Here is a 21,401-nt window from a genome sequence, read left to right as displayed (position 1 = left end):
GGGACGCGGTGTCAGACGTCCCGGCGCCGCACCACGACGTACGAGGCGGCCACGGCGATCGCCGTCACCGTGACGAGCAGCAGCAGCTGCGCCCAGTCGCCGGGCATCGCCGAGCCCTCCACGGTCGCGTCGTCCGCCACCCCGAAGAGCTGGACGAGCGCGACGGGTGCGTTGAAGCGGGTGACGGCCCGGCCGATGGCCTCGGTGGCGGGCCAGACGCTCAGTATCGTGCCGAGCACGGGCGGCAGGGTGACCACGCCCAGCATGACGGCGATGCCGCCCGCGGAGTGCCGCACCAGGGCCCCGACGGCCAGGGACAGCACGCCCAGCAGCATGACGTAGAAACAGCCGGCCAGTGCGCCCGCCCACTCCGCGGCGTAGTGGGGTCCGGCGGCCTGCCCGTTGTGCAGGAGGGCGGCGGAGAAGCCGACCACGGCCACCGAGCCGACGGTGACGCCGAAGGACACGGCGCCGAAGACGAGGTACTTCGCGGTCAGCACCCGCAGCCGTTCGGGGGCGGCGGTGAAGGTGGTGCGGACCAGTCCGGTGCCGTACTCGGAGGTGATCGTCAGCACGCCGAGCACGATCACGGCGACCTGGCCGACCATCAGGCCGAAGAGCGCCGGCCCCGTGTACGGGATCGTCATGTAGTCCGCGGACCGGGTCTGGACGATGGCCAGCAGGCCGACGCCGACCACCAGGGCCACCAGCGAGCCGAGCGTCCACAGCGTGGAGCGCACGGAGGTCAGCTTGGTCCACTCCGAGGCCAGCGCGTGGCCCAGGTGCGGCCGCGGCGTGGGCATCGGCGAGGTGTAGGTCGCGGTCGGTGCGGGGCGGCCGGTCATCTGGGGTCCTCGGAGGTGCTCTCGGTGCTCGCGGTCTGCTCGGTGTTCCCGGCGGGGTCCGTCCCGGTCCGCCGTGCGGCGGGGGCGAGGTCGGCGGCGCTGCCGGGCATCAGGAAGGGCCGGGCGCCCGCCGCGGGCGGCGGGGGAGCGAAGAAGCTCGCCGCGGTCTCCGTCGGGACCTCGGGGGCCGCCTCCTCCTCCCAGTCCGGGACGGTCAGCGGTTCGGGCTCCCACAGCTCGGCGCGGGGGTCGTCGGTGGAGGTGTACTCCAGCGAGGACTGGGTCATCCGCATGTAGGCCTCCTCCAGCGAGGCCCGGTGCGGGGACAGCTCCCACAGCCGTACCCCGGCCTCGTGGGCGAGGTCGCTGATGCGGGGGAGGTCCAGGCCGGTGACCCGCAGGGTCCCGCCGTTCTCCTGGAGGACCCGGCCGCCCGCCTTGGCGAGGGCGGCGGCGAGGACGACGCGGCCGTCGGGCCGGTCCCCGGCGGGACGGACCCGTGCGAATCCGGCCGAGTTGTGCGTGATGAAGTCCTGGGTGCTCATGTCGGCCAGCAGCCGGCCCCGGCCGATCACGATCAGGTGGTCGGCGGTCAGCGCCATCTCGCTCATGAGGTGCGAGGAGACGAAGACGGTGCGGCCCTCCGCGGCGAGCTGCCGCATCAGGTTGCGGACCCAGAGGATGCCCTCGGGGTCGAGGCCGTTGACCGGCTCGTCGAAGAGCAGCACCTGGGGGTCGCCCAGGAGGGCGGTCGCGATGCCGAGCCGCTGGCCCATGCCGAGGGAGAAGCCCTTGGTGCGCTGCCGGGCCACGTCCTGGAGGCCGACCACGCCCAGTACCTCGTCGACCCGCTTCTCGGGGATCCCGGAGAGCTGGGCGACGGACAGCAGGTGGGTGCGGGCCTTGCGGCCGCCGTGCACGGCCTTGGCGTCGAGGAGGGCGCCGACGTGCCGCTGGGCGTTCGGCAGCTGCCGGAAGGGCATGCCGTTGATCGTGACGTGGCCCGAGGTGGGCCGGTCGAGACCGACGATCATGCGCATGGTGGTGGACTTCCCGGAGCCGTTGGGCCCCAGGAAACCGGTGACGTGACCCGGCCTGACCTGGAAGGACAGCTGGTCGACGGCGGTCTTCGCGCCGAAGCGCTTGGTCAGGCCGACTGCCTCGATCATCGTGCTGCCCCTTGCCAGGCCCGGAAGGCTCTCGTCCGTATAACCCTTAAGAGGATATCGAGCGTACGTCGGTTCCCACCCGGGCCGGATCCCTGAGCTGCCCCTGAGATCCGACCCGGGGATGACCCGTAGTACCTGGGGCGTCCGTCCTGCGACGGACGCCCCGTCTCACCCCTCCGTCACGCGTCGCGCTTCTTCAGCACCAGGTAGCCGCCGAGTACCGCTGCCAGCACCCACAGGAGCATGATCCCGAGGCCGCCCCACGGGCCGTACGGCGTTTCGGCGCTGTCCATGGCGCCCGGCACGACCTGCATGATCTTGGAGCCGGCCTGGTCCGGGAAGTACTGGGCCACCTTCCGGGTGGTCTCGACGGCCCCGAGGATGGTCGAGACCAGGAAGAAGAACGGCATCAGGATGCCGAGCGCCAGCATCTGGCTGCGCAGGATCGTGGTCACGCCCATCGAGAAGAGCGCGATCAGCGCCATGTAGAGGCCGGCGCCGATCACCGCCCGCAGGACGTTGTCCTCGCCGATGCCGATGCTGCGGTCGCCCAGGATGGCCTGGCCCAGGAAGAACGAGAGGAAGCTGGTCAGCAGGCCCACGACCAGCGCGAGCGCCGTCGCGACGGTGAGCTTGCCGAACAGGAAGCCCGCCCGGCCCGGCACGGCGGCCAGCGAGGTGCGGATCATGCCCGAGCTGTACTCGCTGCCGACCACCAGGACGCCGAACACGATCATCGCGAGCTGCCCGAGGGTCATGCCCGCGAAGCTCGCGAGGGTGGGGTCGAAGGTGATCTGCTGTTCCTTCGGCATGTCGTCGAAGGTGGAGTTGAACAGCGCGCACAGCGCGGCGCTGATGCCCACCGTGACGACGAGCGCGGAGGCCAGGGTCCACGTGGTGGAGGCGACCGTACGGATCTTGGTCCACTCGGAGCGGAGGACTGCGGAGAAAGCCATGATCACTCGCCGTCCTTGCGCATCGCGTCGTAGCCGGCGCCCCAGGCGGGGGCGTCCGCCGGGCCCACGGCGTGGCCGGCCGGCGGACCGGGCACCCCCGGAGCGTGGGCGTGGTACTCGACGGAGTCCGCCGTCATGCGCATGAACGCTTCCTCCAGTGAAGCCCGTTGCGGGCTGAGTTCGTGCAGCACGATCTGGTGCTGGGCGGCCAGTTCGCCGAGCCGCTCCGGCCCCACGCCGTCGATCTCCAGCGCGCCGGTGGCCGGCACGCTGACCGCGGTGATCCCGGCCTCGTGCAGGACGTCCTTGAGCCGTTCCTGCTGCGGAGAGCGCAGCCGTACGAAACTCCGCGAGTTCTGCTGGATGAAATCGGCCATCGACAAGTCGGCGAGCAGCTTTCCCTGCCCGATGACCACCAAATGGTCTGCGGTCAGGGCCATTTCGCTCATCAGGTGAGAGGAGACGAAGATCGTCCGGCCTTCGGCGGCCAGACCCTTCATGAGATTGCGGATCCAGAGAATTCCCTCCGGGTCCAGACCATTGACGGGTTCGTCGAACATGAGGATCTCCGGATCCCCGAGCAGTGCGGAGGCGATTCCCAGCCTCTGCCCCATCCCGAGCGAAAATCCTTTCGACTTCTTCTTGGCCACGGCCGTCAGTCCGACCAGGTCCAGCACCTCGGCCACCCGGCTCTCCGGGATCCGGTTCGACTGGGCGAGGCAGAGAAGGTTGTTGTACGCGCTGCGCGCGCCGTTCATGGCTTTCGCGTCCAGCAGCGCTCCGATGTACTTCAGCGGCTCCGGCAGGTCCCGGTAGTGCTTGCCGTCGATCCTGACCGTCCCGCTGGTCGGGTTGTCGAGGTCGAGCATCATGCGCATGGTCGTGGACTTCCCGGCCCCGTTGGGGCCGAGGAAGCCGGTCACCACCCCCGGTTTGACCTGGAAGCTGAGGTGGTCCACGGCGGTCTTCGCGCCGAATCGTTTGGTAAGGCCCTCGAGCTCGATCATGCCGACACGCTAGAACGCCGAAGGGCCGTGCGCCACCTCGAAAGGGTGACGCACGGCCCACGGAATCATACTTTCGCTACCAGCGAGTACCAGGCGCCCTTCGGCGGACCGCCCTACCGGCTCTGCTGGGCCGGGACACCACGGGTCACCGGCTCGTCGTCGATCGGGGAACCCGCGGCCGCGACGGCCGCTCCCGTCAGCGTCGCCAGCATCTCGCGGACGTTGGTCAGCTGCGCGTTGATGGAGTCACGGCGGTTGGTGAGCGCCGCCAGCTCGCGCTCGGACTCGCTGCGGATCCGGTCGGCCTTGGCGTTGGCGTCGGCGACGATGTCCTCGGCCTGGCGCTGCGCGGTCTCCACGGTCTGGCGGGCCCGGCGTTCGGCGTCCGTACGGAGCTTCTCGGCTTCCAGGCGCAGCTGCTCCGCGCGGTGCTCGATCTCCGCCAGACGCTTTTCGGCCTTCTGCTGACGCGAAGCCAGGTCGCGCTCCGACTGCTCGCGGCGCTTGGCCAGGTTGGTCTCGAAGTCCGCGGCGGCCTGGGCGGCCTTGGCGCGGGTCTCCTCGAACAGCGCGTCGGCCTCCTCGCGCTTGGAGGCCGCGTCCTTCTGCGCCTCCGCACGCAGGGTGGAGGCGTCGCCCTTGGCCTTCTCGACGATGCGGACGCCCTCGTCCTCCGCCTTCGACTTGCGGTCCGCCGCGAAGGACTCGGCGTCGTTGCGCACCTGCTGGGCCGCCGACTCGGCCAGCTCCCGGTGCTGCTCCGCCGCGCGACGGGCCTCCTCGCGCAGGTCCTTCGCCTCCTCCTCGGCCAGCCGCAGGATCTTCTCGACCCGGGCGCCGAGGCCGGCGTACGACGGCTCGGCGTCGCTCACCTGGGCCTGGGCGTTCTGCGTCTCGAGGTGCAGCTCCTCGATCCGCTTTTCCAGAGAGTTGATACGTCCCAGTGCGCTGTCGCGGTCGGAGACCAGCTTGGTAATGCGGTCGTCCACCTGACCGCGGTCGTAACCACGCCGCACGAGCTCGAAGCCGAAGGGGGAGGAAGTGTCGCTCATGGGGTTCCTGTCGAATGAGACCGATGAGGTGCTACGTGAGGTGTTAAGGGGAATCCTAGGCGCCCGGGCGGCGTGTCATCGAGTCAATCCGCGTTTGCCCTGGACAATGACACCCCTTTTGAGTGGCAAGGCGGCAGAATGCTTGTCACTCGTCCGCCTGAACCTTCATCAGAAGCACACATCCATACGTTCCGACTAGCCCTCTGACGCCTTACCACCCGAACGAGTGGAACCCGCTGTTGCGCCGGCCTTCACGCCCCCCGCGCCCTGGCCGCCGATCAGGGGCTTTCCGCCACCCGAAGGCGCCTCGAATGATTCCAACGCCTCAAGAACGTCCTGGACACGGGAGATCTCCGCCTGAATGTCCTCGCGCCTGCGCACCAGGACCTCCAGCTCGCGGCGGCCCTCCTCGACCAGCCGCTCCGCCTCCGCACGCGCCTCGGCGAGGGTCTTCTCGGCCTCCCGCGTGAGCTCGGCCTTCTTCGTCTCGGCCTCCTTGAGCAGCGCCTCCGCCTTGCGCACCGCCGCGATCCGGACCTTGCCGGCCTCGCTGCTCGCGTCCGACACCATGGCCTTGGCCTTCGCCTCGGCCTCGACGCTCTGCTCGGTCGCCGCCCGCACCAGCTTGTCGACGCGCTCGCCGGCCGACTTCATCTGCTCCGCCGACTCCCGGCGGGCCCGCTCGTGCAGTTCCTCGACCTCGGACTCGACCCGGGAGCGCAGCTCCTCCGCCCGCTCCCTTATGGCGGCGGCGTCCGTACGCGCCCCCACCAGCAGCTCGTTCGCGTCCGTACGGGCCTTCTCCACCGTGGAGTTGCCCTCGACGGTCGCCTCCGAGGTGATCCGCGCCGCCTCCTTGCGCGCCGCGTCGACCATCGCGTCCGCCTGCTCCTCGGCCGCCGTGGTGGCGGCCAGGGCCTGCCGGCCGGCGTCGGAGGTGAGCTTCTCCGCCTCCGCCGAGGCCTCCGTGATGAGCCGGTCGACCTGCTCCGCGGCCTCGCTGCGCCGCTTGTTGGCCGCCTCCCGGGCCTCGTCCAGCAGCCGCTCGGACTCCGTACGGGCCTCCGCGCGGGTGCGCTCGGCCGCGGCCGCGGCCTCCGCCTTGACCCGCTCGGCCTCCGCCCGGGTACGGGTCGCGTGCTCCTGCGCCGAGGACAGCGCCTCCGCCGCCTCCGCGCGCAGCCGCTCCGCTTCGGTCTGCGCCTCGCCGACGGTGCGTTCGTTGTCCTTGCGGGTCCGCTCCGTGAGCTTCTCCGCCTCCGACGCCGCCTCGGTGATGAGCCGGTCCGCCTGCTCGGCGGCCTCCGTGCGGAGCCGTCCCGCCTCGGTACGGGCCTCGTCGAGCGTCTGCTCGGCGTCCCGCTCCGCGCCGGCCAGGGTCTCGTTCGCCGCGACCGTGACGCGGTCGGCCTCCGCGGTGGCCTCGCCGATGATCCGGCCGCCCTCCGCGCGGGCCTCGTCCAGGGCCGACGCCGCCTCGGCGCGCAGCCGCTCGGCCTCGGCCGCGGCCTCGCCGACGGTGGCCTCGTTGGCCGCGCGGGTCTCCCCGACCAGCCGGTCGCCCTCGGCGCGGGCGTCCACCAGGATCCGCGTCGAATCCCGCTCGGCCGCCGCCAGGGTCTCGGCCGCCTGGGCGGTGAGCCGCTCCGCCTTCGCGGTGGCCTCGCCGACCGTGGCCTCGTTGGCGGCGCGGACCTCCTCGGTGAGGCGCTCGGCCTCCGCCGTCGCCCCGGTGATGAGGTGGTCCGCCTGCTCGGCGGCCTCGGTACGCAGCCGGCCGGCCTCGGTACGGGCCTCGTCCAGCGTGTTCGCCGCCTCGGCGCGGGTCGCCTCCGCGGCGGCCAGCGCCTCCGCGGTCAGCCGCTCGGCCTCCGCCGTGGCCTCGCCGACCGTGAGGGCGTTCGCCGCCAGGGTCTCCTCGGTGAGGCGCTCGGCCTCCGCGGTCGCCTCGGCGACGATCCGGGCGCTCTCGGTGCGGGACGCCTCCAGGGACTCCGCCGCCTCGCCGCGGATCCGGTTCGCGTCGTCCCGGGCGTCCGCCCGGGTGCGTGCCGCGTCGCGCTCCGACGCCGCCAGGGCGTCCGTCGCCTCGGTGCGCACCCGCTGCGCGTACTCCGCGGTGTCCGTGCGCAGCTGCTCCGCCTCGGCGATCGCGTCGCCGACCGTGCGCTCCGCGAGGGCCTTCGCCGCGTCCGTCTCCACGCGGGCCTCGCTGCGGACGCGGGCCGCGTCCTCGGCGGCGCGCTCGCGCTCCGCCCGGGCGTCGGCGCGGACCCGGTCCGACTCCTCCTCCGCCTCGGTGCGCGTACGCTCCGCCGCGTGCTCGGCGGCGCTGCGCAGCCCGGCGATCTCCTCCTCGGCCTGCTCGTGCAGCCCGGCCACGGAGTCCCGTACCTGCTGGGCGGTGGCCTCGGCCGCCGCGACCACCTCGGACGCGCGCCGCTCGGCCTCCTCCGTCAGCCAGACCGCCTCGGCGGTGGCCTCCTCGGAGCGCTTGCGGGCCTGCGCGAGGAGTTCCTCGCTCTGCTCACGGGCCTGGGCCCGCTCGTTGCCGGCGTCCGTACGGGCCGCCGACAGGGTCTCCTCGGCCTCCCGGCGCCGCCGGGCGGCCTCCTCCTGGGCGGCGGACAGGGCCTCCGCGGCCTCCGCCGCGACCCGCTCCGCGGCCGCCTTGGCCTCGGCGCGCAGCCGGTCCGCGGTCTCCTGCGCCTCGCCGCGCACCCGCTCGGCCTCGGCCTCGGCCTCGCCGCGCAGCCGTACCGAGACCTGCTCGGCCTCCGCGCGGACCCGCCCGGCGTCCTCCGCCGCGTCCGTGCGCAGCTGGTCGGCCTCCGCCTGGGACTGGGCCTGGAGGGTGCGGATCCGCTCCGCCGACTCGGCGCGCAGCCGGTCGTTCTCCTCGGTGGTCTCCTTGCGGATGTTCTCCGCCGCGGCGCGGGCGTCGCGCAGCGTCTGCTCCGACGCGGTGAGGCGGGCCTCGGCGTCCGTGTGGAGCCGGACGAGCTCCTCGTCCGCCTCCGCGCGCTTCGCGGCGATGGCCTGCTCGGTCTCCTCGCGCCGGGCACGGGCCGCCGCGTCCGCCTCGGCGGCCAGGGCCTGGGCCTGCTCCTCGGCCTCGGCGCGCAGCCGCTCGGCCTCGGCGCGGGTGCGCTCCAGGGTCTCCTCGGCCTGTCGGCGCAGGGTGGTGGCGCGCTCCACGGCCTCGGCGCGGACCCGCTCGCTCTCGGCGGTGGCCCCGCCGCGCAGTTCGTCCGCGTCCGACTTGGCCTTGCCGAGGAGTTCCTCGGCGGTGCGGGCCGCCTCCTCGATCTGCTGGACCGCCTCGCGGCGGGCCTCCCCGCGGATCCGTTCGCCCTCGGCGACGGCCTCCGCGCGCAGCTGCTCGGCCTCGCCGCGCAGCCGGCGGGCCTCTTCCTGGAGCTCGACCGTACGGGCCCGGTACTCCTCGGTGTCGTCCTTGGCGGCGCCCTTGAGCTCGTCGGCCGTGGCCGCCGCCTGGAGGCGCAGCCGGTCGGCCTCGGACTCCGCCTCGCGGCGGATCCGTTCGGCCTCCTCGGAGGCGGCACGGGTGGTGGCCCGGGCGTCCTCCGAGGCCTTGTTCAGTACGTCCTCGGCGGTGCGCGCGGCCTTCGCCAGCTGCGCCGCGGTGTCCTCGGCGGCGGCCGTACGGGCCTGCTCGCCGGCCTCGGTGCGCAGCCGCTCCGCCTCGGCGCGGGCGTCGGCCAGTGCCTGCTCGGCCTCGGCCTTGAGGACCTCGGCCTCCTTGGTGGCCTCGCCGACCAGCCGGGCGACCTGCTCCTTGGCGGTCCGGGTGCGCTGCTCGTTGACGGACTCGGCCGAGGCGAGCTGCCGGGCGGCGCTCTCCTTGGCGTCGGCGAGGAGGGTCTCCGCCTCCGCGCGGGCCGTGCGCAGCGCCCCGTCGGCCTCCTGCACCCGGGCCTCGGCCACCCGGCCGAGGTCCATGGTCTGCTGCCGGGTCTGCTCGGCCTCGGCGGTGGTGCTGCTCCGGAGCCGTTCCGCGTGCTCGGTGGCCTCCTGGGCCTGTGCGGAGGCGGCGGCCAGCAGCCGCTCGGCCTCCTTGCGGGCGCGCAGCAGGGTCGACTCGGCCTCGCCGCGGGCGGCCTCGGCGTCGGAGGCGAGCCGGCGGCGGGCCTCCTCGACGGTGCGGGCGGCCTCGGCGCGGGCGGCGTTCAGCGCCTGCTCGGCCTCGGCGCGGGACTCGTCCATGAGCCGGCGGGCCTGGGACTCCGTACGGGCGCGCAGCTGCTCGGCCCAGGCGACGTTCTCGTTGACGTGCGCCTCGACGGTCTGGCGGCGCTCGTTGAGCTCCTGGTCCAGGCGCTGGCGGCGGTTGACGGCCTCGGAGTGCAGCTCGGCCTGGAGGCGCGCCTGGTGCTCGGCGTGTTCCTGGAGGATCCGCTGGGTCTGCGCCCGGGCGTCGCGCAGCTCGCGCTCGGCGTCGGAGCGCATCTGGTCGGCCTGGATCTGGGCATTGCGGAGCAGCTGCTCCGCCTGGTAGCCCATGTCCGCGCCGTCGTAGGCAGGGCGGGACGCGAGATTGCGGCGTACCTCATGGAGCTTGGCGCGCAGCACCTCGACCTGGTAGCCCAGGTCTTCCGCGTGCTGGACGGCCTTCCCGCGTTCCTTCTTCAGCCGCTCCATCTCGGCCTCGAAGCGCGAGAGGTGATCGGCCTCGGCCTGATGGCTCTCCTGGCTTTCGTAGCCCCGCACAGCGCGGTCCCATCCGTCCCCTGGTCGCAAGCTCATGTCCAAATGAGCATCGCTCGCCCGCTGAACGACGCCCCCGGGGAATGGTGTCAGATACCGGGGCAGGGGTCACAGGCCCCGACCCCGTCTCCGCACCGAACCCCGGCCGAGCCATGGCCACTCTACCGGCCGGGGAATCGGGGCATCAGTGCTCCGGGTTGGAGGTGACCAGTTCGGTGAGGACTCCGTGGCAGTCCTTGGGGTGGAGGAAGGTGATCCGGGAGCCCATGGAGCCGATGCGGGGCTGGTCGTAGAGGACGCGGACGCCCTTGCCGCGGATGGCTTCGGCGTCGCCGTCGACGTCGGCGGTGCCGAAGGCGATGTGGTGGACGCCCTCGCCGTTCTTGGCCAGCCACTTGCCGACCGCGGAGTCCTCGCGGGTGGGCTCCAGGAGCTGGAGGTAGGAGGCCCCGCCGTCGGAGGTCTCGTTGATCTTGAGCATGGCCTCGCGGACGCCCTGTTCCTCGTTGACCTCGGTGTGGAACACCTCGAATCCGTACGTGGCGCGGTAGAACTCGACGGTCTTGTCGAGGTCGAAGCAGGCGATCCCGATGTGGTCGATCCTTGTCAGCATGGGACCAGTGCACCGCCGCGGAGGGTGGTTACGCAACGTGCCAGCGATCACACCGACTGCCGGGTGACTGCGCGGGTACTGCTCAGTACATTCAGGTAAACCCTCGTTCACTCCTCATCCAAGGGGCTGTGCCTCATGTCCGGAACGAACAACACCACTTCAGTGATCGTCGCCGGGGCCCGCACGCCCATGGGGCGTCTGCTCGGCTCGCTGAAGTCCTTCTCGGGCGCCGACCTCGGCGGATTCGCCATCAAGTCCGCGCTGGAACGGGCCGGGATCTCCGGTGACCAGGTCCAGTACGTGATCATGGGCCAGGTGCTCCAGGCCGGCGCGGGCCAGATCCCCGCCCGCCAGGCCGCCGTCAAGGCGGGCATCCCCATGAACGTCCCGGCGCTGACGATCAACAAGGTCTGCCTGTCGGGTCTCGACGCCATCGCGCTCGCCGACCAGCTCATCCGCGCCGGTGAGTTCGACGTCGTGGTCGCGGGCGGCCAGGAGTCGATGACCAACGCCCCGCACCTGCTGCCGAAGTCCCGCGAGGGCTTCAAGTACGGCGCCATCGAGATGCTCGACGCGATGGCCTACGACGGCCTCACCGACGCCTTCGAGAACATCGCGATGGGCGAGTCCACCGAGAAGCACAACACCCGCCTGGGCATCGAGCGGGCCCCGCAGGACGAGTTCGCGGCCGCCTCCCACCAGCGCGCCGCCGCCGCGCAGAAGAACGGGATCTTCGAGGCCGAGATCACCCCGGTCGAGATCCCGCAGCGCAAGGGCGACCCGGTGCTGTTCTCCGCCGACGAGGGCATCCGCCCCGAGACCACGGCGGAGTCCCTCGGCAAGCTGCGCCCGGCGTTCGCGAAGGACGGCACCATCACCGCCGGCACCTCCTCGCAGATCAGCGACGGGGCCGCCGCCGTGGTCGTGATGAGCAAGGCCAAGGCGGAGGAGCTCGGCCTGGAGTGGATCGCCGAGATCGGCGCCCACGGCAACGTGGCCGGTCCGGACAACTCGCTCCAGTCGCAGCCGTCGAACGCGATCGCCCACGCCCTGAAGAAGGAGGGCCTGGAGGTCGCCGACCTGGACCTGATCGAGATCAACGAGGCCTTCGCGGCGGTCGCCGTGCAGTCAATGAAGGACCTCGGCGTGACCCCGGAAAAGGTGAACGTCAACGGTGGCGCCATTGCCCTGGGGCACCCGATCGGCATGTCCGGCGCCCGCGTGGTGCTGCACCTGGCGCTGGAGCTCAAGCGGCGCGGCGGCGGTGTCGGCGCCGCAGCGCTGTGCGGCGGCGGCGGGCAGGGCGACGCCCTCGTGATCCGCGTCCCGAAGGCGTAGGTGCCCGGATGACGACGGTGGACGTCCCCACGCTGGTGGCACAGGCCCGCGAGGGCCGGCCGCGGGCGGTGGCCCGGCTGATCTCACTGGTCGAGGGGGCGTCCCCGCACCTGCGCGAGGTCATGGCCGCCCTGGCCCCGCTGACCGGCGGAGCGTACGTGGTCGGCCTGACCGGTTCGCCCGGCGTCGGCAAGTCGACGTCGACCTCGGCCCTCGTGTCGGCCTACCGCAAGGCCGGCAAGCGGGTCGGGGTGCTCGCCGTGGACCCGTCCTCGCCCTTCTCGGGCGGGGCGCTGCTCGGCGACCGGGTCAGGATGTCGGACCACGCCTCCGACCCGGGCGTGTACATCCGCTCCATGGCCACCCGGGGGCACCTGGGGGGCCTGGCCTGGGCCGCCCCGCAGGCGATCCGGGTGCTGGACGCGGCCGGCTGCGAGGTGATCCTGGTCGAGACGGTCGGGGTCGGGCAGTCGGAGGTGGAGATCGCCTCGCAGGCCGACACCTCGGTGGTGCTGCTCGCGCCCGGCATGGGCGACGGGATCCAGGCCGCGAAGGCCGGGATCCTGGAGATCGGCGACGTGTACGTGGTGAACAAGGCCGACCGGGACGGCGCGGACGCGACGGCCCGGGAGCTGAACCACATGCTGGGCCTGGGCGAGGCCCGCGGCCGGGACGACTGGCGGCCGCCGATCGTCAAGACGGTCGCGGCCCGCGGCCAGGGCATCGACGAACTCGTCGAGGCCCTGGAGAAGCACCGGGCGTGGATGGACGAGCGCGGGGTGCTGGCCGAGCGCCGGGCCGCGCGGGCGGCCCGGGAGGTCGAGACGATCGCGATCACCGCGCTGCGGGCCCGGCTGGCCGACCTGCACGGTGACGCCCGGCTCGACGCGCTGGCCCGCAAGGTGGCGGAGGGCGAGCTGGATCCGTACGCGGCCGCCGACGCGCTCCTCGACAGCCTCACGGAGGGCTGAGCGGCCGGCGGGGCGGGTGGGGGTGCCGTGCGGGCGCCCTCACCCGCCCCGCGGCCGTGCTGCGGGGCCTCAGTTGTTCCCGTAGCCGTCGCCGTCGTTGTCGCCCTGGCCGTCGTCGCTGTCGTTGTCGTTGTCGCCGTCGTCCGACGAGGCCGTGACCTTGCCGTTCGTGGCGTTCACGTCGAAGTTCGCGGTCTTGCCGTCCTTGGTCTTGACCTCGACGTTCCAGTGCGGGGCGGCCCCGTTGTTGTCGTCGTCCCAGTCGACGGACAGGACCGTGCCCGGGTGCGCGGCGAGGGCGGCCTTGACCGCCGCGGCGGCGGTGACCTTCGCCCCGCTCAGGCGCGCGTTCTCGGAGCTGTTGTCGTCCCGGTCCTTGTCGCGTTCCTTGACCGCGCCGGTGGCGGAGACCTCCAGCTCGGCGTTGGTGACGCCGTCCTTCCCGATCACGTTGACGTGCCAGATCGCGCCGTCCTTGTCGAGGGACTCGACGACGCCCGGGAAGTGCTTGAGGGCGGCCGCGGCGGCCCCTTCCGCGTCGACGTCCGCGCGGGCGGCGGCGGTGGACGCGGGAACGGATCTCGACGTGTCGGCGGACGCCGCCGAGGCGGCCGCCACCGGACCTCCCGCCATCAGGACGACGGACGCGGCCGCGGAAACGTACAGGTTGCGCTTCATGGGCTGGACCTCCTCGGGCCGGCCGAGGCGCTTACGGCTGCTCGGCGGACGGCCGGCGGTGAGCGAACACCGCCCATTGTCCGGCCGTCCGCCGGGCACGGCGCGCCGGGGCGCGCCCGCGGCTCAGATCTTGCCGCGGGTGCCCCGCAGGTGTTCCGCGACCGGGCCCAGCGACTCGCGCAGGGCCGCGAGGGCGGCCGGGGACAGCAGGTCGATGAAGTGCTCGCGCACGGACGCCACGTGGTGCGGGGCGACCTTGCGCATCGTCTCCATGCCCTCGTCCGTCAGGACCGCGTACAGGCCCCGGCGGTCGGACTCGCAGTTCACCCGGCGGACCAGGCCGGCCGCCTCCATTCGGGTGATCTGGTGCGACAGCCGGCTCTTCGACTGGAGCGTGGCGGTGGCCAGGTCGCTCATCCGCATCCGGTGGGCGTCCGACTCCGAGAGGTTCACCAGGATCTCGTAGTCGTTGTTGGTGAGTCCGAAGGGCTGGAGATCCTTTTCCAGCTGGTGCATCAGCAGTCTGCTGACGTCCAGGTGGGTGCGCCAGGCGCACTGTTCGGCATCGGTTAGCCAGCGGGTGGCCGTCTCGGTCTCCATGGTCTCCATGAATGAACTCTACCTAAGAAGTTGAATTACGTACAAAAATAGGAAGATCTGCGGAAGGTCACAGCCCGAAGCGTCGCTGCAGATCACCCAGCTGTCCCGGCATACGGGGCATGCCCACCTGGCCCTGCGCACCGTGCCCGGCGCCCGGAACGCCCTGAGCGCCGCCGGTGGCCGCGCCGGCGCCGACCGTGCCGACCGCCTGCTCCGCCATCAGCATCTCCGAGGACTGCAACAGCACCGTTCCCGCCCCCACGAACTCGAACTGGTGCTCCTCGCCCGACGCGCCGCCGAGGCCCGTCAGCGAGCGGATCCCGCCCATCACGCCCGACATGTAGCCGTGGTCGTAGTGGTGGCACGGAGAGGGGCAGTCGGCCCACCCCACCAGCGCCTGCGGATCCACACGCAGCGGCGGTTCCATGAACACCACCGGTCCGTTGGACGCCGCCACGAACTTCCCGGTTCCGATCAAGGTCAGGAACCCCGGCACGATCGACTGCTTCAGCGCGAGCGTGGGCTGGTACGCCAGCAGGTTCCCCGAGCGGATCGTCAGGTTGCCGTTCTCCAGGTCGTACGAGTTCACGTCGAAGGCCCGGTCGGCGAGCAGCATCTTGCCCTGCCCCTCGGCCACCACCCAGTCGCTCGCGTGCAGCGGCGAGTGGAAGCTCGTGCGCAGCAGCCGGTCGAAACGGCCGTGGCCGATGCCGTTGAACTCGATGCTCCCGTAGTACGAGATCATCTTGCCCTTCTGCAGGAACCACTGGCTGCCCTTGAGCTCCACGCAGAAGGTGTACGCGTTCACGTTGTCGTCGGAGGGCAGGGTGTACGGGTCGAAGACCGTCGGGCCGCCCGGTCCGCCGGTCACGGGACCAAAGTTCACAGCTTCTCCTCCGAGGCCTGTACGTACACCGCGCCCTGGCCGGACAGCTCCAGCTGGAACGCCTCGCCCGAGCCGCGCCCCACCATGTCCCGCCAGCCCAGCGCGGTGGAGAGCTTGTTCCTGACGTCCCCGTGGTGGGCCACGTACGCCTGCGGGTCGACGTGGACCGGCCGGTTCGGGGCGATGGGGAGCTCGATGACCCCGCCGTGGGCCATCACGGCGACCGCGCCGTGGCCCTTCAGGGTGGTCGTGAACAGGCCCTGGCCGGTCACCTGGCCGCGCACCATGCCCATGACCCCGCCCTGCGAGCCCATGAACATCGTGCCCTGCTGGAGGGTGCCGTCGAACGCGAGCAGCCGGTCGGCCTCCACGTGCAGGGTCTCGCCGGACAGGTTGATCACCTGGATGTGGTGGCCGCCGTGGCCGAACATCACGGTGCCGCTGCCCTCGACCGTCATCAGCGGGGTCTGCTCGTTCGCTACCCGGCGTCCGATCATGCCCATCACGCCGCCCTGACCCCCGGTCAGGCTGGGCGTGAAGGACACCTCGCCGCGGTAGGCCAGCATGGCGCCGCGCTGGCTGTACATCTTCTGGCCCGGGACCACCTGGGCCTCGACCATCTTCGAGTTGATCTCGCGGAACGGCATCAGACGTCGCCCCCGATGGTGTTGCGCTCGCTGGGCTGCACGTAGACCAGGCCCTCGCCCTCGAAGCGGATCTGGAAGGCCTCGCCGGAGCCCTCGCCGATCAGGGTGCGGAAGTTCACCCCGGACTGGAAGGACTGCCGCAGGTTCCCGGTGTGCGCGATGTACGCGCCCGGGTCCACCGAGAGCGGGTACTGGGCGCTGACGCGCAGCACCACCGCCGGGCCGTCGGACACGATCGCCGCCTGGCCGGAGCCCTCGACGGTCGTGGTGAAGAGCCCGTTGCCCGTCGAGGCGCCGCGCAGGCCCGTGAACGTCGTACCGGTGCGCAGGCCCGCGTCGGTGCACAGCAGGTTGCTGGACTCGACGTAGAGCTTGTCGCCGCGCAGGTCGACGAGGTTGATCTCGCTCGCGCGGTCCGCGAAGTAGCAGGTGCCGTGCCCCTGCACCTCCATCACCGTCATCTGTTCGCCGGTCAGCCGGCGCGTCACCATCCCGCGGAGGCCTTCGCCGCCGCCGGTCATCTTCTTGAAGGCCATCTGGCCGTCGTACGCGACCATGGCGCCGTTCTTCGCTTTCACGGCGTCACCGGTCAGGTCGACGGCGAGCACCTTGCTGCCTTGGAGTCGGAACTGAGCCACGGAAAAGAAGGTATCCGCAGCGGGCGGGGGCGAACAGGGCCCTGTGGCCGATATACGCCACACTCCGGCACGGCCCGGGGACCCGCGGGAAGATCCTCCGCAGCGGCTGAGACACTGGAACGGACCCCCGGCCGCCAGCCCCGAAGGTTCCACGTGGACATCAAGACCGCTTCCGCCCTGCACCGACTGCGCCTCATCTCCGTCCCGGAGGCCCTGTCGTTCCCGGCCCTGCTGATCTTCGGCTCGCTGCTGAGCCGGATCTCGGACATCGACTTCCTGATGATGCCGCTCGGCATCCTGCACGGCATCCTGTTCGTGATCTACGCGGTGTTCCTGCTCGACGTGTGGAACAAGGCGAAGTGGCCCGTGAAGAAGGTCGCCCTGTTCTTCGTCCTCGCGCTGCTGCCCTTCGGCGGGCTGTACGGCGACAAGCTGCTCAAGCGCGACGAGGCCGACAGCGTCGTGGCCGCCCGCGCCCGCCAGGCGGCCCAGGCATGATCGTCGCGTTCTCGGTGACCCCGCTGGGGGTCGGCGAAGAGGTCGGGGAGTACGTCGCCGACGCGGTCCGCGTCGTGCGCGAGTCCGGGCTGCCCAACCGCACCGACGCGATGTTCACCACCGTCGAGGGCGAGTGGGACGAGGTGATGGACGTGGTCCGGCGCGCGGTGGCCGCGGTGGAGGCACGGGCGCCCCGGGTCTCCTTCATCCTCAAGGCCGACATCCGGCCCGGCGTCAGCGACGGCATGACCTCCAAGGTGGAGACGGTGGAACGGCACCTCGCCGAGGGCTGACCGCGCCACCCCCTCACGTCGAGGAGCGCCCCCGGCCGAGCGGCCGGGGGCGTTCGCGCGTCTGCGCGCGGTTCACTGCCGGGCGCGGCGGGCCAGGCCGAGGGCGTAGTCCGGCCACCACTCGCCGGCGTGCGGGCCGCCGCGGCAGGTGCCGTCGGACTCGCCGGGCCGCTTGATCCACAGGTACGCGTCCACGAGCGGGTCGCCCGTCCGGTCGCCCGGCGGCCTGCCCAGGGCCCGGCCGGGCGGGTTGCACCAGGCCTGGTGCCGGTCGCCCGGGAGCGGGCCCTCGCCGTTGCGGCCGGTGTCGATGACGAAGTGCTTGCCGCGGGTGGCCTTGGAGAGCCGGGCGCCGTACGCGCGGCTCGGGACGTCGGGCTGGAAGCCGGAGACGTTCAGGGCGAAGCCGTCGGCGCGGGCGAGACCGGCCTTGAGGAGGGGCCCGACGAGGTCCGCCGGGTGCGGGATCCACGCCGGGTTGCCGGCGTCCAGGTAGACCTTGGTGTTCTTGTTCCGCTTGAGCCGGTCGACGGCCTCGGAGAGCAGGCGGTAGCGCTCGGCGTGGTGCGCGGCGGGGGTGCAGCCGGCGATGAGGTGCGGGACGGCCTCCGGCTCCAGGATGACGAGGGCCCTGTCCCCGGCGACGGCGTCGGCGAAGGCGCCGATCCAGGCGCGGTACGCGCGGGCGTCGGGGGCGCCGCCGGTCGCGTGCGGACCGCAGCCGCGGTGCGGGAGGTTGTGCGCGACGAGCACCAGGGTCCGCCCGCCGGCCGCCTTCGCACCCGCCCGGGCCCGGCGGATCTCCGGGCCCGGCTCACCGCCCGGCACCCACAGGGCCGCCGGGCGGTCGGCGATCCGGCGCAGCACCTCGGCGTCGCCGTTGCGTCCCTGCGCCTCCCAGGCGGCGACCTGCCGGGCGGCGGCGCTCTGCGGATCGACCCAGAACGCGGACTCGGACGCCGACCCGGGCGCGGCGGGCGCGCCGGATCCGCGGGACGCGCCCGGGGCGGAGCCGGAGGTACAGGCGGAGGCGGCCGCGAGGAACAGGGCGAGCCCGAGGGCGGCGACGGAACGGCGTCTGGCGGCGGCGGACATCCGGCTCCTCGGGGGACGGGGGCGCGGGGCGCGTGGGGGAGTGCGCGCGGCGGGCCCGGCAGGCCGGGCCATCGTGACATAACGGACAGTCATCCCCCGCACGACACCGCGCACCCGCCCCGGTGACGACCCACCGTCCGCCACCCGACCGGCCGTCCGGCACGCTTCCCGCGTCCGGCCCGTGCGCCGTGCGCCGTGCGCCGGGCCTCGTGGGCGGCCCGCGTCCGCTTCCGGTCCTGCGTCCCGTGTCCCGCGTCCTGCCCGCGTGCGCCGGGCGTCGGGCCCGCCTTCGGACCCTGCCGGGTACCCGCGTTCGGCCCGCGCCGGAAGCCGCGGCCGGCCAGGTGCCCGCCCTGCGTCGGGCTTCGTGGTCGGCCCGTGGCCTGGTGGGGCCGGGGTCAGGGAGTGCCGCCCGCCGTCAGTGCTATGGCCAGGGGGGTGCGTTCGTAGAGGACGTGGTGGCCGTGGCGGGAGGGGATCAGGAGGCCCGCCGCGCTGAGGGCCTTCAGGTGGGCCGAGACCGTCGAGGGGGCCAGGCCCAGCCGCCGGGCGAGGGCCGTCGTCGAGGCGGGCTCGTGCAGGGCGCACAGCACTTCGGCGCGGCCGCGCCCCAGCAGCCCGGCCAGCGCGCGCGGGGCCGGCCCGGCCGGAGCCGTCCACAGGGCGCCGATCCCGCGCGCCGGGTACACGAGGGTCGGCTGCCAGGGCGGGTCGTAGCCGCCCACCACCTCGGGCCACACGAACGCGCTCGGCATCAGCAGCAGCCCCTGGCCGCCCGCCTCGCGGTCGTGGTGGCCGGGGCGCTCGATGGTCAGGGTCGAACTCCCGCCGTGCCAGCGCAGGTCCGGGTGCAGGCCGTCGAACAGGGCCTCCAGCCCGCCCGCCGCCAGCCGCCGCGAGTGGAACAGGACGTCCGCCTCCAGCAGGGCCCGCAGCCGCGGCCAGTGCGGGGCGACCAGCGCCTCCCACGCCCGCTCCGTCAGATCGGCGAGCTCCCGCACCGCCCGCGCCGGATCGGCCATCATCCGCTGCCCGATGTCGCTCTCCAGCGCGCCCGGGGTGCAGACCAGCGAGCGGCGCAGGTCCTCCCGGGCCGCCTCCGGATCGGCCGCCCGGACCCGGGTGAGCTCCTCCTCGAACGTCACCGACGGGCCGAGCGGCGGCGGGCTCAGCAGGTCCGGATGGTGCCCCGCACGCGGCATCAGCAGCCACAGCGGCCGCAGGTCCAGCCCGGCCGCGGCGTTCCGGATCCGGCTCAGCCAGGGCAGGTGGTATGCCTGCCGGGCCGGCCGCATCAGGACCCGCACCGCCTCCTGCGTCTCCCAGCGCGGAGAGATCGCGAACCGGCAGCGGAGCAGGTCCGCCGCCCCGAACCGGAAGTGGTACCCCATGACCGCCCCTTGCCGTCCTCTCCCGCACCCGGGACGCGGCTCCCGGGCCCGGCTCCCGCCCCGCCCCCCGGATTCGCTCCCGGACGAATCGCTTCGGGCCAGCGTAGGTTCCGGCTCAAGGTGGCCGCCATGACATCCACGTCCCTCACGAAGGGCAGCGCCCCACCCGTCGGCTACCGCTCCGTCTTCCGGGTCCGGGAGTTCCGTACGGTCTTCGCCGCGCACCTGCTGTCCCTGCTCGGCGTCGTCGTCGCCGAGATCGCCCTCACCGTCCTCGTCTACCGCGCCACCGGCTCACCCCTGATGAGCGCCCTCACCTTCGCCCTCGGCTTCCTGCCCTACGCCCTCGGCGGCAGCCTGCTCGCCCCGCTCGCCGACCGGTACCCCGCCCGGCGGCTGCTCGTCGGCTGCGACCTGCTGTGCGCCGCCTGCGCGGCGGCCATGGTCTGGCCGGGCACGCCCGTGGCGGGCCTCCTCGCCCTGCGCTGCGCGACGGCGTTCGTCGCCCCGCTCTTCCAGGGCGTCCGCAGTGCCTCCCTCGCCGACGTACTCGGCCCCGGCGAGGCCTTCGTCCTCGGCCGCTCCCTGCTGCGCATGGTCTCCCAGAGCGCGCAGCTCGCCGGATTCGGCCTCGGCGGGCTGCTGCTCACCGTCCTCGCGCCGCGCGGGGCCATCGCCCTGACCGCCGCCGGGTTCCTGGCCTCCGCGCTGCTGCTGCGCCTCGGCACCCGCAGCCGGCCCGCCCGCGCCGCGGGACGGGCCGCGTCCCCGGGCAGCGGGCTGCGGGCGCTGTTCGGGGACCGGCGGCTGCGGGCGCTCACCCTGCTCTGCTGGCTGCCGCCCGCCTTCGTCGTCGTGCCCGAGGCGCTGCTCACCCCGTACGCCGACGGCATCGGCGCCGGGACCGTCACCCTCGGGCTCCTCATGTGCGCGCTGCCCGTCGGCACCGTCGCGGGCGAGCTCTGGGCCGGCTCCGCGCTCACCGCCCGAACGCGTTCGCGGATCGTGGCGCCCCTCGCCGTCCTCGCCCCGCTGCCGCTGCTCGCGTACGCCGTCCGGCCCGCCGCCCCCGTCGTCCTCGGGGCGCTGCTCCTCACCGGACTCGCCCACGCCTACACCCTCGGCCTCGACCGGATGTTCGTCGACGCCGTCCCCGAGGAGCTGCGCGGCCGCGCGATGACCCTGCTCGGCACGGGCCTGATGACCTTCCAGGGCGTCGGCATGGCCTTGGCGGGCCTCGCCGCCGAGTTCTTCCCGGTGCACGCCGTCGTCACCGGCGCCGCCGTCCTCGCGGCGGCCGTGGTCCTGCTCCTCCTCGCCGGTCTGCGGGCCGCGTCCGCGGCCGAGGAGTGAGACGGGGAGGGACGTCAAATGACCGCCCGGTAGGGTCTGGTGGATGCCGAAGCCGCTCAGTCTCCCCTTCGACCCCATCGCCCGCGCCGACGAGCTCTGGCAGCAGCGCTGGGGGCCGGTGCCGTCCATGGCCGCGATCACCTCCATCATGCGTGCGCACCAGATCCTGCTCGGCGAGGTCGACGCGGTCGTGAAGCCGTACGGACTGACCTTCGCCCGGTACGAAGCCCTCGTGCTCCTCACGTTCTCCCAGGCCGGCGAGCTGCCGATGTCGAAGATCGGCGAGCGCCTGATGGTCCACCCGACCTCGGTGACGAACACCGTCGACCGGCTGGTGCGGTCCGGGCTGGTGGCCAAGCGCCCCAACCCGCAGGACGGCCGCGGCACGCTCGCGTCCATCACGGAGAAGGGCCGCGAGGTCGTCGAGGCGGCCACCAAGGACCTGATGGAGATCGAGTTCGGGCTCGGCGCCTACGACGCGGAGGAGTGCGCGGAGATCTTCGCGCTGCTGCGCCCGCTGCGGGTGGCCGCCGCCGACTTCGACGAGAACTAGGGCCTGTCGTCAAACTCCCGTCTGCCCCGCGACGCCTGGCACGCGCTCTCGCCGCACCGGGCGAAAGCCAAGTACGTCCAGTACGCGGGC

General features: G+C 73.0%; 20 protein-coding genes. 6 read left to right on the top strand and 14 right to left on the bottom strand.

The features are described from left to right. Window positions 1-11: 11 nt before the first annotated feature. The 7 genes from ABZZ17_RS14075 to mce all read right to left on the bottom strand — a co-directional run bounded on the left by ABZZ17_RS14075 (window position 12) and on the right by mce (window position 10,370). Window positions 12-845, bottom strand: a complete 834-nt coding sequence (locus tag ABZZ17_RS14075) for an ABC transporter permease (RefSeq protein ID WP_356875537.1) — start codon at window positions 843-845, stop codon at window positions 12-14. Next, window positions 842-2,014, bottom strand: a complete 1,173-nt coding sequence (locus ABZZ17_RS14070; RefSeq protein WP_356875535.1) for an ABC transporter ATP-binding protein — start codon at window positions 2,012-2,014, stop codon at window positions 842-844. Before ABZZ17_RS14070 ends, ABZZ17_RS14075 begins: the two co-directional genes overlap by 4 nt. Window positions 2,015-2,193: 179 nt before the next feature. Then, window positions 2,194-2,973, bottom strand: a complete 780-nt coding sequence (locus ABZZ17_RS14065) for an ABC transporter permease subunit (protein WP_356875734.1) — start codon at window positions 2,971-2,973, stop codon at window positions 2,194-2,196. Next, the gene (locus ABZZ17_RS14060) at window positions 2,973-3,977 is read right to left on the bottom strand and encodes an ABC transporter ATP-binding protein (protein ID WP_356875533.1); all 1,005 of its coding nucleotides are present in this window, start codon (window positions 3,975-3,977) and stop codon (window positions 2,973-2,975) included. Before ABZZ17_RS14060 ends, ABZZ17_RS14065 begins: the two co-directional genes overlap by 1 nt. Before the next feature lie 113 nt (window positions 3,978-4,090). After that, entirely contained in the window at window positions 4,091-5,029 is a 939-nt protein-coding gene (locus ABZZ17_RS14055) for a cellulose-binding protein (protein WP_267032604.1), read from the bottom strand. A 195-nt stretch (window positions 5,030-5,224) separates the two neighbouring features. Next, a complete protein-coding gene (gene scy / locus ABZZ17_RS14050; RefSeq protein WP_356875530.1) occupies window positions 5,225-9,760 on the bottom strand; it encodes a polarized growth protein Scy in 4,536 nt (1,511 codons plus the stop codon). A gap of 181 nt (window positions 9,761-9,941) precedes the next feature. After that, window positions 9,942-10,370: a methylmalonyl-CoA epimerase gene (gene mce, locus ABZZ17_RS14045; RefSeq protein ID WP_100862853.1), complete on the bottom strand. Its 429-nt coding sequence runs from the start codon at window positions 10,368-10,370 to the stop codon at window positions 9,942-9,944. A 135-nt stretch (window positions 10,371-10,505) separates the two neighbouring features. Here mce and ABZZ17_RS14040 point away from each other — a divergent pair, with 135 nt between their 5' ends. After that, window positions 10,506-11,708, top strand: coding sequence for an acetyl-CoA C-acetyltransferase (locus ABZZ17_RS14040; RefSeq protein WP_356875528.1), 1,203 nt, complete (start codon window positions 10,506-10,508; stop codon window positions 11,706-11,708). A gap of 8 nt (window positions 11,709-11,716) precedes the next feature. After that, a complete protein-coding gene (meaB, locus tag ABZZ17_RS14035) occupies window positions 11,717-12,679 on the top strand; it encodes a methylmalonyl Co-A mutase-associated GTPase MeaB (RefSeq protein ID WP_356875526.1) in 963 nt (320 codons plus the stop codon). 69 nt (window positions 12,680-12,748) lie between these two features. Here meaB and ABZZ17_RS14030 read toward each other — a convergent pair whose 3' ends face one another. From ABZZ17_RS14030 to ABZZ17_RS14010, 5 genes are all read right to left on the bottom strand, one after another. Then, a complete protein-coding gene (locus tag ABZZ17_RS14030) occupies window positions 12,749-13,357 on the bottom strand; it encodes a PepSY domain-containing protein (RefSeq protein ID WP_356875524.1) in 609 nt (202 codons plus the stop codon). A 123-nt stretch (window positions 13,358-13,480) separates the two neighbouring features. Beyond that, complete coding sequence (locus ABZZ17_RS14025) at window positions 13,481-13,957, bottom strand: MarR family transcriptional regulator (RefSeq protein WP_356875732.1); 477 nt, start codon at window positions 13,955-13,957, stop codon at window positions 13,481-13,483. A 67-nt stretch (window positions 13,958-14,024) separates the two neighbouring features. Continuing rightward, the gene (locus ABZZ17_RS14020) at window positions 14,025-14,828 is read right to left on the bottom strand and encodes an AIM24 family protein (protein ID WP_356875730.1); all 804 of its coding nucleotides are present in this window, start codon (window positions 14,826-14,828) and stop codon (window positions 14,025-14,027) included. Window positions 14,829-14,839: 11 nt separating this feature from the next. Then, entirely contained in the window at window positions 14,840-15,490 is a 651-nt protein-coding gene (locus tag ABZZ17_RS14015; RefSeq protein ID WP_356875522.1) for an AIM24 family protein, read from the bottom strand. Continuing rightward, window positions 15,490-16,128: an AIM24 family protein gene (locus tag ABZZ17_RS14010; RefSeq protein ID WP_356875520.1), complete on the bottom strand. Its 639-nt coding sequence runs from the start codon at window positions 16,126-16,128 to the stop codon at window positions 15,490-15,492. Before ABZZ17_RS14010 ends, ABZZ17_RS14015 begins: the two co-directional genes overlap by 1 nt. A gap of 153 nt (window positions 16,129-16,281) precedes the next feature. On the opposite strand from ABZZ17_RS14010, the gene ABZZ17_RS14005 reads away from it, so the two are divergent. Both ABZZ17_RS14005 and ABZZ17_RS14000 read left to right on the top strand, forming a co-directional pair. Beyond that, window positions 16,282-16,626, top strand: a complete 345-nt coding sequence (locus ABZZ17_RS14005; RefSeq protein ID WP_356875518.1) for a DUF3817 domain-containing protein — start codon at window positions 16,282-16,284, stop codon at window positions 16,624-16,626. Further along, the gene (locus ABZZ17_RS14000) at window positions 16,623-16,919 is read left to right on the top strand and encodes an MTH1187 family thiamine-binding protein (RefSeq protein ID WP_266573898.1); all 297 of its coding nucleotides are present in this window, start codon (window positions 16,623-16,625) and stop codon (window positions 16,917-16,919) included. The genes ABZZ17_RS14005 and ABZZ17_RS14000 overlap by 4 nt, the downstream gene beginning before the upstream one ends. 72 nt (window positions 16,920-16,991) lie before the next feature. Here ABZZ17_RS14000 and ABZZ17_RS13995 read toward each other — a convergent pair whose 3' ends face one another. After that, complete coding sequence (locus ABZZ17_RS13995) at window positions 16,992-18,014, bottom strand: glycoside hydrolase family 6 protein (RefSeq protein ID WP_356875515.1); 1,023 nt, start codon at window positions 18,012-18,014, stop codon at window positions 16,992-16,994. Between the two features lie 398 nt (window positions 18,015-18,412). Further along, window positions 18,413-19,405 (bottom strand): DUF5937 family protein, encoded by a 993-nt coding sequence (locus tag ABZZ17_RS13990; RefSeq protein ID WP_356875513.1) that lies wholly within the window; start codon window positions 19,403-19,405, stop codon window positions 18,413-18,415. 129 nt (window positions 19,406-19,534) lie between these two features. Between ABZZ17_RS13990 and ABZZ17_RS13985 the strand changes: the two genes are divergently transcribed. Further along, complete coding sequence (locus ABZZ17_RS13985; RefSeq protein ID WP_356875511.1) at window positions 19,535-20,758, top strand: MFS transporter; 1,224 nt, start codon at window positions 19,535-19,537, stop codon at window positions 20,756-20,758. 43 nt (window positions 20,759-20,801) lie between these two features. After that, a complete protein-coding gene (locus tag ABZZ17_RS13980) occupies window positions 20,802-21,311 on the top strand; it encodes a MarR family transcriptional regulator (protein WP_356875509.1) in 510 nt (169 codons plus the stop codon). The last annotated feature ends 90 nt before the right edge of the window (window positions 21,312-21,401 follow it).

It is taken from the genome of Streptomyces sp. NPDC006512, assembly GCF_040611935.1.
In the GTDB taxonomy this organism is placed as follows: domain Bacteria; phylum Actinomycetota; class Actinomycetes; order Streptomycetales; family Streptomycetaceae; genus Streptomyces.
The sequence above is the reverse complement of the archived record's forward strand: the minus strand, read 5'-3'. Positions and strand labels throughout refer to the sequence as shown.

Excerpts from the sequence above, each read along its gene's own strand:
- ABZZ17_RS14075 (WP_356875537.1), bottom strand. The coding sequence starts at position 845 with ATGACCGGCCGCCCCGCACCGACCGCGACCTACACCTCGCCGATGCCC.
- ABZZ17_RS14070 (WP_356875535.1), bottom strand. The coding sequence starts at position 2,014 with ATGATCGAGGCAGTCGGCCTGACCAAGCGCTTCGGCGCGAAGACCGCC.
- ABZZ17_RS14060 (WP_356875533.1), bottom strand. The coding sequence starts at position 3,977 with ATGATCGAGCTCGAGGGCCTTACCAAACGATTCGGCGCGAAGACCGCC.
- ABZZ17_RS14055 (WP_267032604.1), bottom strand. The coding sequence starts at position 5,029 with ATGAGCGACACTTCCTCCCCCTTCGGCTTCGAGCTCGTGCGGCGTGGT.
- mce (WP_100862853.1), bottom strand. The coding sequence starts at position 10,370 with ATGCTGACAAGGATCGACCACATCGGGATCGCCTGCTTCGACCTCGAC.
- ABZZ17_RS14040 (WP_356875528.1), top strand. The coding sequence starts at position 10,506 with ATGTCCGGAACGAACAACACCACTTCAGTGATCGTCGCCGGGGCCCGC.
- meaB (WP_356875526.1), top strand. The coding sequence starts at position 11,717 with ATGACGACGGTGGACGTCCCCACGCTGGTGGCACAGGCCCGCGAGGGC.
- ABZZ17_RS14030 (WP_356875524.1), bottom strand. The coding sequence starts at position 13,357 with ATGAAGCGCAACCTGTACGTTTCCGCGGCCGCGTCCGTCGTCCTGATG.
- ABZZ17_RS14025 (WP_356875732.1), bottom strand. The coding sequence starts at position 13,957 with ATGGAGACCGAGACGGCCACCCGCTGGCTAACCGATGCCGAACAGTGC.
- ABZZ17_RS14015 (WP_356875522.1), bottom strand. The coding sequence starts at position 15,490 with ATGCCGTTCCGCGAGATCAACTCGAAGATGGTCGAGGCCCAGGTGGTC.
- ABZZ17_RS14000 (WP_266573898.1), top strand. The coding sequence starts at position 16,623 with ATGATCGTCGCGTTCTCGGTGACCCCGCTGGGGGTCGGCGAAGAGGTC.
- ABZZ17_RS13995 (WP_356875515.1), bottom strand. The coding sequence starts at position 18,014 with ATGTCCGCCGCCGCCAGACGCCGTTCCGTCGCCGCCCTCGGGCTCGCC.
- ABZZ17_RS13990 (WP_356875513.1), bottom strand. The coding sequence starts at position 19,405 with ATGGGGTACCACTTCCGGTTCGGGGCGGCGGACCTGCTCCGCTGCCGG.
- ABZZ17_RS13985 (WP_356875511.1), top strand. The coding sequence starts at position 19,535 with ATGACATCCACGTCCCTCACGAAGGGCAGCGCCCCACCCGTCGGCTAC.
- ABZZ17_RS13980 (WP_356875509.1), top strand. The coding sequence starts at position 20,802 with ATGCCGAAGCCGCTCAGTCTCCCCTTCGACCCCATCGCCCGCGCCGAC.